Below are 13,658 nucleotides of genomic sequence, written 5' to 3' on the forward strand. Positions count from 1 at the left end.
CGCTCAGACTAGACTGCGCGCGGACCAGGCACATGGGGTGGGGGAGCAGTGGCAACGGACGTACGCAAGCCCTCCCCGACCCCGCCGGTCGCCGAGCACGGGCTCGGGCTCGGGCTCGGGGACGAGCACACCTGGGGCCGCGTCACCTCCCCGCGCACCCTGCTCTCCCGCGCGCTGTCCGTCCCCCTCATCCTCGGCTTCACCGTCTTCCTGCCCCTGTTCGTCGCCGTCCAGTCCGGCGACGGCCAGCGCGACGCGGCCTTCTGGCTCCAACTCCTGCTCACCATGTACGCGGGCGCCCGGCTCTCCGCGATGGTCCTGACCAGCCGACGCAAGCTGCTCCAAGGGTCGTTCTGGCTCTTCGTCTACATGGCGATGGGCGTGGCCCCCCTCGCCCAGGCCGTCCTCGGCCGGGTCCCGACCCCCGTGGTCGGCCCCCGCTCCGACCTCACCCTCGCCATCGGCCTGGTCCTGCTCGGCTGCACGGCGTTCGACGTCGGCGTCCTGCTCGCCCGCCACCGGCCGGCCGGCCGCGCGGGCGGTTCCCAGCAGGAGCCGCGCCCGGTCATGGTCCACCGGCGCCGCCTCCAACTCCTCACCGGGCTGGCCTTCCTGTGCAGCGCGGCCTTCATCGTCAAGCTGGGCGGCCCGTCGGTCTTCTTCTCCAGCCGGCAGGAGATCATCGCGGGCATCGAGGAGGCGGGAGTCTCCAACGGCGACGGACAGGCCGGCCAAGCCCTGCTGCGCGGCTTCGGCACCGTCCCGGCGCTGCTCGCCCTGCTTCTGTACACGCGCTGGCTGATCACCTCGACGTACGCCCGCCGCAAGGTCTCGGTCATCGTCGCCTGGGGGGCGCTCGCCCTGCTGAACCTGGTGGTCAACAACCCCATTTCGAATCCGCGTTACTGGTTCCTCACCGTCATGTTCGCATTGCTCTTCACCGTCTTCCCGGTGAGTGCGGCGATGTACCGGGTGGCGCTGTCGATGGCCGTGGTGATCGCCCTGCTGGTGTTCCCGTTCGCGGACCGCTTCCGGTACGACGAGAAGAACTACAAGCCGGTCGAGACGACGTCGTTCCTGGAGCCGATGGCGCTCAAGGACTACGACCAGATCGGCATGTTCGCGAACACCATCACCTTCTCGAATTCCGGGCCCGGGCACTTCTACGGGCGTCAGCTCGCGGGATCGGTCCTCTTCGCGGTGCCGCGCTCGATGTGGCCGGGCAAGCCCCGGGACACGGGCGTGATGGTCGGCCAGTGGATGGGGACGGTCAACACCAACCTCTCGTCGCCGATCTGGGCGGAGCTGTGGATCGACTTCGGGCCGCTGGGGATGGGCGCCGGGCTGCTGGGCATGGGGTACGCGTCCGCCCGGGTCGACCGGCGCTACGCGAAGCGCGCCACGCGGCGCTCACCACCGGGAAGCCTGATCTCGGTGGTGGTCCCGCTGGTCGCAGGCTACTCGTTCATCCTGCTGCGGGGGCCGCTCCTGCAAGCGTCGGGGCGGGTGGCGATCGCGGGCCTGTGCCTGGCGCTGATCGCGACGTACCGGCAGGACAAGTCCAACGCCCTGCGCTGACCGGCTGCACCGCCGCAGTGCGGCGGTGCACTCCCCGGGCTCCTACACGGTGGGGGTCGGGGCGGTCTCGGGTTCGTCCTGCGGCGCAGCAGCCACCTGCATGCGGGCGACCCGCAGCCATGCCGCCGCGGCCTTGAGGGCCGAGCCCGCCGCCAGGCCCCACGCGGCGCCCGCCGCACCCCACGCCGCGTACCCGCCCAGCAGGAACACCACCGACAGCAGCGAGAACACCACCTGTAGGGACAGCGTGGCCCTTGGGTTGAGCACCCGCAGGCTCAGCAGCGCGCACGTGCCCAGCCCCATCACCGCGTACTGGGAGCCCGTCGCCGGGAGCAGGGCGGACGCCGCGGCCCAGGTGTCGCCGAGCAGCTGACGGCCCATCCGGTCCGGCAGGGCGTACAGTACGGCCCCCCACCCGGCGCCGAGGACCGCCAGCACGGCGCCCATGAGCATGGTCAGCCGGACCACTCCCCGCTTGCCGGAGGCTCGCCCCACCACCGGCGGTCCGAAGGCGTTCGCCGAGTTGAACAGCACGTTCAGCGGCCCGAACAGGGTGGTCGCACCCCGCAGTGCACCCACCGCCAGGGGTGTCGCGAGGACGCCGAGGCCGAGTACGGCGAGCTGGCTGGAGCCGTTGCCCACGGCGAACTCGACCACGAAACGCTGCCCCAGGTGGCCGCGCCGCAGGTACGGGCGCAGGTCCGCCCGCGCGTCGCGCACGTACGGGCGCAGCAGGAACAGGCCCAGGGCGAGGGCCGGAAGGGCGGAGACACCCCACACCAGCACCAGCCGCCCTGCCGAAGCGCCTTCGGGCTGGAGCAGCAGCGCGGCGACGACGCACGCCAGCCGCAGTGCGTCGGCGGCCAGCGCGCGGTGGGGGGTGCGCAGCGCGGAGAAGCAGTACCGCAGCCCGTCCTGGACGAGTACCAGCGGCAGTACGAGGCCCAGCGCGAGGAAGGCCCGTCCGCCGGTCCCCGGCAGCGCCGCGCCCACGACGCCCAGCACCGCCCCCGCCGCGGCCGAGGCGGCTGCGGTGAACGCGAGGCCGGAGCGGCACACCGGGCCCAGCCGGTCCTCGTCCTTCTCCAGCACCACCGTCTGGCCGACGTACGCCATGTTCAGGCCGAGGAGCACGCTGAAGGTCACGTACACCATCGAGAAGTCGGCGAATCCGGCTGCCGAGGACAGCCGGGCGGCCAGCACGAGCACCAGGATGTTGGTGGCGCTGGACGCGGCCTGGTCCAGGACCGAGGCGACGGCGGCGAGGCCGCGCCGGCTCATCTGCGACCCGTGCGCACCGTGCGCAGGGCGACCGTGTCGGTGCCGTCGCCCGGGATGTGTTGCTCCGGCCCCGTGCGCCGCTCGGGCTGGTCGGGCTGGCGGGTGAGCGGCTGCGGAGCGGCCGGACGGGAGGCCTTGGCCGAGGCGGCGGAGCCCTTCGACCTGCCGCCGCGGGTGCGCTTGTCGACCGGGAGCGGGGCGTGCAGCACCGCGCCGAGCACCGTGCCGCCGGCGCCGCTGATCAGCTCGCGGATGCGGGCCAGGTCGCTGCGGTGCACGGCGCGCGGGTCGCAGACGACCAGGACGCCGTCGACGCGGTCGACGAGCGCGAGGGCGTCGGCGTACGAGAGCACGGGCGGCGCGAGCACGACGACGGTGGAGTTGGGGGAATCGGCCTCGGAGATCAGACGGGTGGCGCGCGGGGAGGTCAGCGCGCGGGCGACGTTGCGCACCGGCTCGCCCGGGATCAGGTCGAAGGCTCCCGACTCACCGGCGTCCACGGTGAGCTGGCGTCCGTCGGGCCAGTCGGCGTCGCCGTGCCCCGCGGGCTGTGCGCCGGCGGCCTGGCTGCCGGGCAGCTGGCTCCAGCGGGGCCGGCCGCCCGCGTCGGTGGGCAGCTGGCTGGCCAGTACCGGCGTGCGCAGGTCGGCCTCGATCAGCAGGACGTCCTTGCCGGTCTCCGCGAAGGAGGCGGCCAGGTTCACGGCCACGGCGGCGGCGGTCTCGCTGCTGCCGCGCGGGGCGACCACGAGCAGTCGGCGCCGATCGGCGAAACGGGAGTCGTAGGCGAGCCGGAAGGCGACCGAGCGGTACTCCTCGGCGAGCCGGGGGTCCTCCTCGCCGGCCGCGAGCAGCGGTCCGCCGCCGGTCTTGTCCCGCGGCAGGTAGCCCAGTACGGGGGCGCGCAGGGACCGCGCGACGTCACCCTCGGAGCGCGGCGCGGGGTCGAAGACGAGGCGTACCCAAGCGGCGAGCAGGCCGAGCGCGAGGCCGACGGCCGCGCCGAGCGCGAGCGACATCGGGATGCCCGGGCCGTCGGGCGCCGCCGGCGGGGTGGCGGCGCTGGTGACCCGGCCCGGGGTCATGTCCAGGGCTTGGAGCTTGGCGATGTTGCTGTTGAGGGTGTTGACCTTGCTCTGGAGATCGGTCTTCGAGGAGTACGCGGCGTCGCGCCCCGAACCGGCCGGCATGGAGTTGATCTGCTTGACGAGGTCGTCGAGGTTCTTGGCGACCGGATCGCGCTGTTCCTGGTAGCCCTTGACCATCTTGTCGCGGGTGACGTCGAGCGACTCCTGCCGCTTGAGCAGGTACGCCTCGGCCATGGCGTTGGCGCGGGTGGCGGCCTCCTTGGGGGAGGACGCGGTGTAGGTGAAGCGCAACACCATCGTCTGCGGCGGGTTGGTCACCTGGAGGCCGCTGCGCAGGCCGGCGAATTCCTTCGCGCCCACGCCGAGTTTCTTCGCGGCCTCGTTGGCTATGGAGGAGCTGAGCGCGACCTGCCGCTCGGAGCCGATGTTGATCGCCTTGTCGGGCGCGAGGCTCGGGTTGAACGGGTCGTCGGTGGGTGCGCGCAGCACGATGTCCGCGGTGGCGACGTACGTGTCCGCCGTGGAGATGCCGAGGTAGACGCCGCCCAACAGGCCGATGCCGACGCCCGCCCCGAGGAGGCGGCGGTAGCGCAGGAGCTGCTTGAACTGGTCCCTGAGGAGATCGGGTTCGTCCTCGGTCGGGACCGCGGAAGGGCGGTTCGTCTCGGTCACGGCTGCGGACCCCCAAGTGCTTCGTCTATCAGTGCGTCGATGCGGGCCAGGCCCGCGTCACGGCTCAGGTGGGCCGCCACGTGGCGGGGCCCGGCCGCCCCCAGTGCATCCGCGCCTTCGGGGTCCTCGGCCAGGGCCCGTACGGCCTTCAGCAGGGCCTGGGGATCCTCCGGCGGTACGAGCACCCCCGCGCCCGAACGTTCCACTTCCTGGGCGGTGCCGCCCTGCGCCGCCACGGAGGCGACGACCGGGCGGCCGGCCTGGAAGTAGGAGGTCAGTTTGGACGGCACGCTCATGTCGAGCACCGCCGCGTGCTGTGTCACGGCGAGTACATCCGCCGCCGCGAGGATATCCGGGAACTCTCCATCGGCGGCAGGGGGGATGATGTCCAGGTTCGGCACGTCGGCCGCGAGGTCGGCGAGGGCGGAGCGCTGACTGCCGTCGCCCATCAGGACGAAGCGGACGCCCGGGTCCAGCCGGGCGGCGCCGACGAGCACCTCCAGTCCCTGCTTGAGGCCCATGTTCCCGGAGTGCAGGACGACCGGCTCGTCGGGTGCCCAGCCGAGGTGGTGGCGGGTCTCGCCGCGCGGCTTGGTGGGCTGCGGGACGTGGGACCAGTTGGGGACCAGGCGGATCTTCTTCGGGTCGACGCCCATGCCGACGACCCGGTCCACGAAGGTCTCGTGGATGACGCCGACCAGCGTGGCGCGTTTGAGGGCGTACGCCTCCGCACGTCCGGCGATCGCGGCGGCCTTGTCGCCGCCGCTGATGCCGCTCTGCGCGGCGGCGGCGCCCATCAGGTCCTGGACGACGGGGACGTAGGGGACCTGCCACTTCGCCGCGAGCCGGGCGGCCAGGACGCCGCCGGCCAGGCTGGGCATCTGGGCCATGACCGCGTCCGGGCGCGGCATCCGGGGCGGGGCCACGGCGCCGTGCAGAAGAATCGATCCTTCGAACAGCGCGCGCGTGACGGCGGTTTGACGGGACGGCACGGTGTGCGCACGCCGGTGCACAGTGACCCCCGCGCGCCGTTCCGTGCGCCGGAGCGCCCCCTTGTACTCCGGCTCCAACGACCAGGACGGATAGTGCGGCATGCCGGCGAGGACGTGGGTTTCGTGGCCGAGATCTGCCCAGTGCTCCGCGATCTGGGTGGCGTACGGCCCAATTCCCGCGTGCTCGGGAGCGTAATTGGTGGAAACCAGCAGCAGGCGCCGGTGACCGGATGTGGACACGTCAGGTCCCCTTCTCCCCAGGATGATGCGCACGTCACCCTATTCGTTCACCGGCACGCTGCGGAACGTGCACGCTATTGTCTGCTAATCCGCCACACCGGGGGGTGTGGCTGCTGGGGGGTAACTCATGACGGAGCGCGACATGTCCGATCTCGGCGCACCCGCGCGCAGACCGTACCGCGTCGGGTATGCCCCGGGCGCCTACGACCTCTTCCACATCGGACATCTCAACATCCTTCGGCACGCCCGGAGTCGGTGCGACTACCTGGTGGCCGGCGTGGTCTCCGACGAGATGGCCGAACTGGCCAAGGGGCGCCGCCCGATGATCCCGCTCGTCGAACGACTGGAAATCGTCCGCAGCGTCAAGTACGTGGACGCGGCGTTCGTCGAAACGGTCCCGGACAAGGTGGAGACCTGGAAGCAGGTCCGCTTCGACGTGATCTTCAAGGGTGACGACTGGCGGGGCACCCCCAAGGGCGACAAGCTGGAGAAGGACTTCGCCGCCGTCGGCGTCGACGTCGTCTACTTCCCCTACACGGTGCACACGTCCAGCACCCAGCTGCGCCGGGCGCTGGACGCACTGTCGAAGCCGCTCACCGCGGAGCGGCGCTGACCGTGCCGATCAGCGCGGTACGGCGCTGAGCTCTCGGAACCACTTCACGAGGAACGCCACCAGGAACAGCGCGGCGACCGCGCCGAGCCCCGCGTACGCCCAGCGGAACAGCCCTCCGCCGCCGAGCAGCACGAACACCACGCAGAACACCCCGTAGTCCACGGGCAGCAACGCCACCGCGCGCAGGGTCGACGGCGCGGCGGCGGGGCTCCCCGGCGCCGGCTTGGGCTTGAGCTTCTCGGTCAGCAGACCGCCGAAGAAGGTGACGACCGCGGCGAACTGGAAGCCCAGCGGCACCAACAACCAGCCCTCGCCGCCCGTCCCGTAGGCCTCGGGGAAGCGGTGGAACGCGATCAGCACGCAGGTGTGCAGCGCGGTCAGCTTGGCGCAGTCCACGACGTGGTCGAGCCATTCGCCCGCTGCGCTGCCACCCCCGCGCAGCCGGGCGAGCTGCCCGTCGGCGGAGTCGAAGGCGAACCCCACGGCGAGTGCGGCCCACACCGCGATCCCCAGCCCCCACGACGGCGCGGTGAGCGCGACGGCGGCCACGCCGGCGAAGCTGAACGCGGCGCTGATCAGCGTCACCTGGTTGGGGGTCAGCCCGAGCGCGTACGCCCCGGCGGCCAGGAGCCGTCCCGCGGGCCGGTTGACGAACCGTGAGTAGAGCGACACGCCCTTCGCCGACTTCTGCGCCCCGCGCAGCTCCCGCAGCGCGGTCCCGACCTTCCCCATGCGTACCCCTGATCCCCGCGGTGGTACACGTGTACGGATGCACGTGTGTACGAAAGCCACATCATCGCAGGACCGACGCCGGCTCCTGCTCCGGATGCCCGCGGACGTCCGGAACCGGTTGCGCAGAGGACTTCCGAGACCCGGAGGACGGCCGCCGCCGGGGGCGCCGCCCTCAGTCCACCACCTTCAGCAGCAGCATCGACCGCGCCGGGACCGTCAGCGTCTGCCCGCCCCGGTGCCGGGTGCCGGGGGGTGCGGCCTGGTCCTCCCGTGAGGTGTCCAGCACCAGTTCGTACACCGCGCCCCACGGCGCGTCCGGCAGCACCCACGCCACCGGTCGGTCCCCGGCGTGCAGCAGCGCCAGGAAGCTGTCGTCGCTGACCTGCCGCCCGCGCGCGTCGCGACCGGGGATGTCCCGCCCCGACAGGTACATCCCCAGCGCGGCGGCGGGCGCGTACCAGTCCCGCTCCGTCATCTCCGTGCCCGCCGGGGTGAACCAGGCCAGGTCCCGCAGCCCGTCCGCGCCCTGCGGCCGACCCGAGAAGAACGCCCGCCGGCGCAGCACCGGATGCTCCTGGCGCAGCGCCACCAGCCGTGCGGCCAGCGCGAACAGCTCCTGCCAGACCGGGTCGTCCAGCAGCGACCAGTCCACCCAGCCCGTCTCGTTGTCCTGGCAGTAGGCGTTGTTGTTGCCGCCCTGCGTGCGGCCGAACTCGTCGCCCGCCACCAGCATCGGCACCCCGGTGGACAGCAACAGCGTGGTCAGCAGGTTGCGCAGCTGCCGGCGCCGCAGCACACCGATCCGGGCGTCGTCGCTCTCGCCCTCCGCCCCGCAGTTCCACGAGCGGTTGTCGTTGGTCCCGTCCCGTCCCTCCTCCCCGTTGGCCTCGTTGTGCTTGCGCTCGTACGTGACCAGGTCGCGCAGGGTGAAGCCGTCGTGCGCGGTCACGAAGTTCACCGAGGCGTACGGCCGCCGCCCGCCCCACGCGTACAGGTCGCTGGAGCCCGACAGCCGGTACCCGAGGTCCCGTACGTCGGGCAGCGCGCCGCGCCAGAAGTCCCGTACGGCGTCCCGGTAGCGGTCGTTCCACTCCGTCCACAGCGGCGGGAACGCCCCGACCTGGTAGCCGCCCGAGCCCACGTCCCACGGCTCGGCGATCAGCTTGACCCGCCGCAGGACCGGGTCCTGGGCGATCACCGCGAGGAACGGCGAGAGCATGTCCACGTCGTGCATCGAACGGGCCAGTGCCGCCGCCAGGTCGAAGCGGAAGCCGTCCACCCCCATCTCCGTCACCCAGTACCGCAGCGAGTCGGTGATGAGGCGCAGTACGTGCGGGCGCCCGGCGTGCAGGGTGTTGCCGCAGCCGGTGTAGTCCGCGTACCGGCGCTGGTCGGCCTGGAGCCGGTAGTAGCCGCGGTTGTCGATCCCGCGCAGGGACAGCGTCGGGCCCAGCTCGCCCGCCTCAGCCGTGTGGTTGTAGACCACGTCGAGGATGACCTCGATCCCGGCCGCGTGCAGGGCCTTCACCATCCTCTTGAACTCGCCCACCTGCTGGCCGGCCGTACCGGAGGCGCTATAGCCGGCGTGCGGGGCGAAGTAGCCGATCGAGTTGTAGCCCCAGTAGTTGCGCAGACCCCGGCGCAGCAGGTGGTCCTCGTGGGCGAACTGGTGCACCGGCAGCAGCTCGACCGCCGTCACCCCGAGCCGGGTCAGGTGCTCGATCGCCGCGGGATGGGCGAGGCCCGCGTACGTGCCGCGCAGTTCCGCGGGAACGCCCGGATGGCGCATCGTGAACCCGCGCACGTGCAGCTCGTAGATCACCGAATCGGCCCACGGGGTCTTCGGCCGGACGTCGTCCGCCCAGTCGTCTTCATCGTGGACCACCACGCCCTTGGGCACTTGCGGAGCCGAGTCCCGGTCGTCGCGCACCGTGTCCGCGATGTACTGCTGCGGCCAGTCCCGCACGTGCCCGTACACCTCCGGGGGCAGGACGAAGTCACCGTCCACCGCCCGTGCGTACGGGTCCAGCAGCAGCTTCGCCGGATTGAACCGGGCGCCGGTCCACGGGTCCCACCGGCCGTGCACCCGGAACCCGTACCGCTGCCCGGGACGCACGCCGGGCAGGAACCCGTGCCAGATCTCGTGCGTGAGCTCGGCCAGCGCACACCGGGTCTCGACTCCCTCCGCGTCGAAGAGGCACACCTCGACCGCCTCCGCGCCCTGCGCCCACAGCGCGAAGTTGGTACCCGCCGTCCCGTCCGGGCCGGTGCGGAAACGCGCCCCCAAGGGGTGCGAGGACCCCGGCCACACCGGGGGCCCCGAGCGCATGACGGCCCGTGGGGCCGACCCGCCGTCCGCCACCGCCGCGCCGCTCACCCGGCCGTTGACCTGCGGGGCGGGCGGTGCGACCGCACCGCTGCGCACCGCGTCCACGGCCTCCACTGCCTCTACGGCGGCGGCATCCACCGCCCCTTGCTCGGCTGCGCTCGACACTGCCCGCCTCCACGGCTCCTGGGTACCGTCAGGGGAGGGGAAGTACGGCCCCGGCGTCCCGGCCTGGGCCCGCCCCCGTCTGGTCCTTCCCACTGTTCTGCCCGGACAGATCTGCCCGGAACGTGGCGCGCGCTCACGTTTCCCCCGGAGGGGGCCGGTCGTTGGAGGGATCGTGACACTTCTGACGAAGCGGGCAGGGGCGGCCCTGGCCGCCGTGACTGCGTGGGCCGGCCTGCTGGGCGGCCTGGCCGGATGCACCGAGGGCGGCGACTCCCCGGTCGAGATCCAGCTCCCCGGCAAACCCCGGTCGCCCGACGAGGCCATTCGGATCACCCCCGAGGACAACGCCAAGGGCGTCCCGGCCGAGGGCCCGCTGACGGTCAGAGTGCCCGAGGGGCGCCTGGAGCGGGTCGTGGTGACCAAGGTCGAGGACGCCCAGGAGGAGCGCGTCCCTGGCTCCATCGCCCCCGACGGCCTCAGCTGGAGCCCGGACCCCGCGGGCGGCAAGCTCGCGCTCGCGGCCAAGTACACCGTGGACGCAGTCGCCCTCGACGGACACAACCGGCGCCAGGCCCGCCACACCAGCTTCACCACCTACGTCCCCGAGGAGCGGTTCATCGGCTACTTCAAGCCGGAGAACCGGTCCACCGTCGGCACCGGCATGATCGTCTCCTTCAACTTCAACCGGTCGATCGAGAACCGTGCCGACGTCGAGCGGGCCATCACCGTCACGGCGAACCCCCCGGTGGAGGTCGTCGGCCACTGGTTCGGCCGGGAGCGCCTCGACTTCCGGCCCAAGCAGTACTGGAAGCCCGGCACCGAGGTCACCGTCAAGATGAACCTGCGCGACGTGCAGGGGGCGCCGGGCTCGTACGGGATCCAGGACAAGAGCATCACCTTCACGGTCGGCCGCTCCCAGATCTCCACCGTCGACGCGGCCGAGCACACGATGGAGGTGCGCCGCGAAGGGCAGCTGATCTCCACCCTTCCGATCACCGCCGGAGCCCCGAAGAACACCACGTACAACGGGAAGATGGTCGTGCTGGAGATGTTCGACGTCACCCGGATGAACGGGCAGACCGTCGGGTTCGGTGGCGAGTACGACATCCCCGACGTTCCGCACGCCATGCGGCTCACCACCTCGGGGACCTTCCTGCACGGGAACTACTGGGCCAGCCCCGACACGTTCGGCTCCACCAACACCAGCCACGGCTGTGTCGGGCTGCGCGACGACAAGGGCGGCGGCTCGGACACCCCGGCCGGCTGGTTCTTCGACCGGACCCTGGTCGGGGACGTGGTGGAGGTCGTGAACTCGCAGGACAAGACCGTGGCTCCGAACAACGGGCTGGGTGGCTGGAACATGTCCTGGGCGGACTGGGCCGCGGGCTCCGCCATCGGCTGAGGCGCCCCGGCCGGGCGATCCCCGTACGGTCCCGTGGAGGAGTCCGGTAGCGGAGTCCCCGTACCGCAGTGCCGCGCTGGAGTACCGTACCGGGGGTCGACCGGGCCGCCGCCGGCCCGACTTCCGTTCTTGGGACGGAACGGTGACAAGACCGTTTCTCTTCGTGATATCCCCCTGTGATTTCCTGTCGACAAGCGCGCGACTGTCCGTGCGCGGGGGACATGGGGAGAAGAAGAGTGAACGTGCAGCCGATACGCGGCCGCATCCGCCGCACCGGCCTGCCGGCCCTCCTGCTGGGAGCGGCGCTGCTGTTCACCAGTGCGTGCGGCGGCGGTGGCTCCAATGGCGGCGGGGGCAGCGACAACGGGGGTGGCGCGGGCGCCGGCAAGACCGGTACCGAGGCGTCCAAGGCGGTCGTCAACGTCAAGCCGGACGACGGTGCCAAGGAAGTCGCCACCAGCGGCATCCTGAAGATATCCAGCACCGGCGGCAAGCTCACGACGGTGACCGTCGCCGACACCAAGGGCAACGCGGTGGAAGGCAAGCTCGCCGGGGACGGCGCGAGCTGGGAGCCCGCCCGCAACCTGGCCGCTGCCACCGAGTACAAGGTCCACGCTGTCGCCAAGGATGAGGCGGGCCGGGAGTCGGCCAAGGACACCACGTTCACCACCCTCACCCCGACGAACACCTTCGTCGGCCACTACACGCCCGAGGACGGCGAGACCGTCGGCGTGGGCATGCCGGTGTCGTTCAACTTCACCCGTGGCATCACCAACACCGAGGCCGTCGAGAAGGCCATCACGGTGACGGCCGAGCCGTCCGTCCCGGTCGAGGGGCACTGGTTCGGCAACGACCGCCTCGACTTCCGCCCCGAGAAGTACTGGGCCGCGGGCACCAAGGTCACCGTGAAGATCGCCCTCGACGGTGTCGAAGGCCGCCCCGGCGTCTACGGCAAGCAGACCCGTACGGTCACCTTCACCATCGGCCGCTCCCAGGTCTCCACGGTCGACGCGAGCGAGCACACGATGCAGGTCGTCCGCGACGGTCAGGTGCTCAAGAACCTCCCGATCACCGCGGGCGCCCCCTCGACGACCACGTACAACGGGCAGATGGTCATCAGCGAGAAGTACAAGGTGACCCGGATGAACGGCGCGACCGTCGGGTTCGGCGGCGAGTACGACATCTCCGACGTCCCCCACGCGATGCGCCTGTCGAATTCGGGCACCTTCGTCCACGGCAACTACTGGGCCTCCTCGGGCACCTTCGGTTCGGAGAACGTCAGCCACGGCTGCGTGGGGCTCAAGGACGTCCGCGGCGCGGGTGACGGGAACCAGCCCGCGGCCTGGTTCTTCAACGAGTCGCTGATCGGCGACGTCGTGATCGTGAAGAACTCCAAGGACAAGCAGATCGCCCCGGACAACGGCCTCAACGGCTGGAACATGGACTGGGCGGAGTGGATCAAGTAGCCCTCCGCGGTACCTAGTCGAGGTGGCCCGGTGCTGTGACCCACAGCACCGGGCCCCTTGCGTTAACCGGCGCTAACCTTCCCCGTATGACCCTCTCTCTCGAAGTCTCCGAAGGCGTCGGCACCATCCGCCTGGACCGGCCGCCCATGAACGCCCTGGACATCGCCACCCAGGACCGGCTGCGCGAGCTCGCGGTGGAGGCCACCGACCGGGCCGACGTCCGCGCGGTGATCATCTACGGCGGCGAGAAGGTGTTCGCGGCCGGCGCGGACATCAAGGAGATGCAGACGATGGACCACGCGGCGATGGTCGCCCGGTCCCGTGCGCTCCAGGACGCCTTCACCGCCGTGGCGCGCATCCCCAAGCCGGTCGTCGCGGCCGTCACCGGATACGCCCTGGGCGGCGGCTGCGAGCTCGCGCTGTGCGCCGACTACCGCATCGCCGCGGACAACGCGAAGCTCGGTCAGCCCGAGATCCTGCTCGGCCTGATCCCGGGGGCCGGCGGCACCCAGCGGCTGTCCCGGCTGATCGGCCCGTCGAAGGCCAAGGACCTGATCTTCACCGGTCGTATGGTCAAGGCCGACGAGGCGCTCGCCCTCGGGCTCGTGGACCGCATCGTGCCCGCCGCCGAGGTGTACGAGCAGGCGTACGCCTGGGCCGCCAAGCTGGCCCAGGGGCCGGCGATCGCGCTGCGCGCCGCGAAGGAGTGCGTGGACGCGGGCTTGGAGGCCGACATCGACACCGGTCTCACCATCGAACGCAACTGGTTCGCCGGTCTGTTCGCCACCGAGGACCGCGAGCGCGGTATGCGCAGCTTCGTCGAAGAGGGTCCGGGGAAGGCGAAGTTCCTCTAATACTCCAGTGTGACTTCGCGATCTACGCGCTGGAGGGGCGGAGAGCCGCTGCCGGTAGTGGCTGCGACGTGCCGAAGCTCGGTGGCTTCTGCGCCAGTTCGACCAGTGCAGGAGTGCGTTCAGGGCTGTGATCGGCGGGCTGAACAGCGCGCCGATCAGGCGGCGGATCTCCGGGACGGTCAGGTCGACCGGGTCTCCGCTTCGGGCCGGGCGGCTCGCATCCGCACGTCTGGTCGGCCTCGCGTC

10 protein-coding genes are annotated in these 13,658 nt (G+C 71.5%); 5 read left to right on the plus strand and 5 right to left on the minus strand.

The genetic code is table 11. From position 1 onward, the window contains the following. Positions 1-159: 159 nt before the first annotated feature. Positions 160-1,578 carry a hypothetical protein gene (locus ABZZ20_RS14820; protein ID WP_356869921.1) on the plus strand — a complete coding sequence of 473 codons (1,419 nt, stop codon included), beginning with the start codon at positions 160-162 and terminating at the stop codon, positions 1,576-1,578. Positions 1,579-1,620: 42 nt separating this feature from the next. On the opposite strand, the gene ABZZ20_RS14825 is transcribed toward ABZZ20_RS14820, so the two are convergent. From ABZZ20_RS14825 to ABZZ20_RS14835, 3 genes are read right to left on the minus strand one after another with little or no spacing between them, the layout of a single operon-like run. After that, on the minus strand, positions 1,621-2,859 hold the full coding sequence (locus ABZZ20_RS14825) for a hypothetical protein (protein ID WP_356869801.1): 1,239 nt from the start codon (positions 2,857-2,859) through the stop codon (positions 1,621-1,623). Further along, complete coding sequence (locus ABZZ20_RS14830) at positions 2,856-4,619, minus strand: lipopolysaccharide biosynthesis protein (RefSeq protein WP_356869802.1); 1,764 nt, start codon at positions 4,617-4,619, stop codon at positions 2,856-2,858. The genes ABZZ20_RS14825 and ABZZ20_RS14830 overlap by 4 nt, the downstream gene beginning before the upstream one ends. Next, positions 4,616-5,821, minus strand: a complete 1,206-nt coding sequence (locus tag ABZZ20_RS14835; protein WP_356869922.1) for a glycosyltransferase family 4 protein — start codon at positions 5,819-5,821, stop codon at positions 4,616-4,618. The genes ABZZ20_RS14830 and ABZZ20_RS14835 overlap by 4 nt, the downstream gene beginning before the upstream one ends. A gap of 157 nt (positions 5,822-5,978) precedes the next feature. On the opposite strand from ABZZ20_RS14835, the gene ABZZ20_RS14840 reads away from it, so the two are divergent. Beyond that, complete coding sequence (locus ABZZ20_RS14840) at positions 5,979-6,464, plus strand: adenylyltransferase/cytidyltransferase family protein (protein ID WP_356869803.1); 486 nt, start codon at positions 5,979-5,981, stop codon at positions 6,462-6,464. Between the two features lie 9 nt (positions 6,465-6,473). Here ABZZ20_RS14840 and ABZZ20_RS14845 read toward each other — a convergent pair whose 3' ends face one another. Together ABZZ20_RS14845 and glgX are read right to left on the minus strand one after the other, a co-directional pair. After that, a complete protein-coding gene (locus ABZZ20_RS14845; protein WP_356869804.1) occupies positions 6,474-7,196 on the minus strand; it encodes a CDP-alcohol phosphatidyltransferase family protein in 723 nt (240 codons plus the stop codon). A 172-nt stretch (positions 7,197-7,368) separates the two neighbouring features. Further along, positions 7,369-9,525, minus strand: coding sequence for a glycogen debranching protein GlgX (gene glgX, locus ABZZ20_RS14850; protein WP_356869923.1), 2,157 nt, complete (start codon positions 9,523-9,525; stop codon positions 7,369-7,371). 346 nt (positions 9,526-9,871) lie between these two features. Between glgX and ABZZ20_RS14855 the strand changes: the two genes are divergently transcribed. The 3 genes from ABZZ20_RS14855 to ABZZ20_RS14865 all read left to right on the plus strand — a co-directional run bounded on the left by ABZZ20_RS14855 (position 9,872) and on the right by ABZZ20_RS14865 (position 13,412). Then, complete coding sequence (locus tag ABZZ20_RS14855) at positions 9,872-11,092, plus strand: Ig-like domain-containing protein (protein WP_356869924.1); 1,221 nt, start codon at positions 9,872-9,874, stop codon at positions 11,090-11,092. Positions 11,093-11,313: 221 nt separating this feature from the next. Continuing rightward, positions 11,314-12,558, plus strand: a complete 1,245-nt coding sequence (locus ABZZ20_RS14860) for an Ig-like domain-containing protein (RefSeq protein WP_356869805.1) — start codon at positions 11,314-11,316, stop codon at positions 12,556-12,558. 86 nt (positions 12,559-12,644) lie between these two features. Next, entirely contained in the window at positions 12,645-13,412 is a 768-nt protein-coding gene (locus ABZZ20_RS14865) for an enoyl-CoA hydratase-related protein (protein WP_356869806.1), read from the plus strand. Positions 13,413-13,658 lie beyond the last annotated feature (246 nt).

This window comes from Streptomyces sp. NPDC006430 (assembly GCF_040612395.1).
In the GTDB taxonomy this organism is placed as follows: domain Bacteria; phylum Actinomycetota; class Actinomycetes; order Streptomycetales; family Streptomycetaceae; genus Streptomyces.

Excerpts from the sequence above, each read along its gene's own strand:
- ABZZ20_RS14840 (WP_356869803.1), top strand. The coding sequence starts at position 5,979 with ATGACGGAGCGCGACATGTCCGATCTCGGCGCACCCGCGCGCAGACCG.
- glgX (WP_356869923.1), bottom strand. The coding sequence starts at position 9,525 with ATGCGCTCGGGGCCCCCGGTGTGGCCGGGGTCCTCGCACCCCTTGGGG.
- ABZZ20_RS14825 (WP_356869801.1), bottom strand. The coding sequence starts at position 2,859 with ATGAGCCGGCGCGGCCTCGCCGCCGTCGCCTCGGTCCTGGACCAGGCC.
- ABZZ20_RS14860 (WP_356869805.1), top strand. The coding sequence starts at position 11,314 with ATGGGGAGAAGAAGAGTGAACGTGCAGCCGATACGCGGCCGCATCCGC.
- ABZZ20_RS14845 (WP_356869804.1), bottom strand. The coding sequence starts at position 7,196 with ATGGGGAAGGTCGGGACCGCGCTGCGGGAGCTGCGCGGGGCGCAGAAG.
- ABZZ20_RS14865 (WP_356869806.1), top strand. The coding sequence starts at position 12,645 with ATGACCCTCTCTCTCGAAGTCTCCGAAGGCGTCGGCACCATCCGCCTG.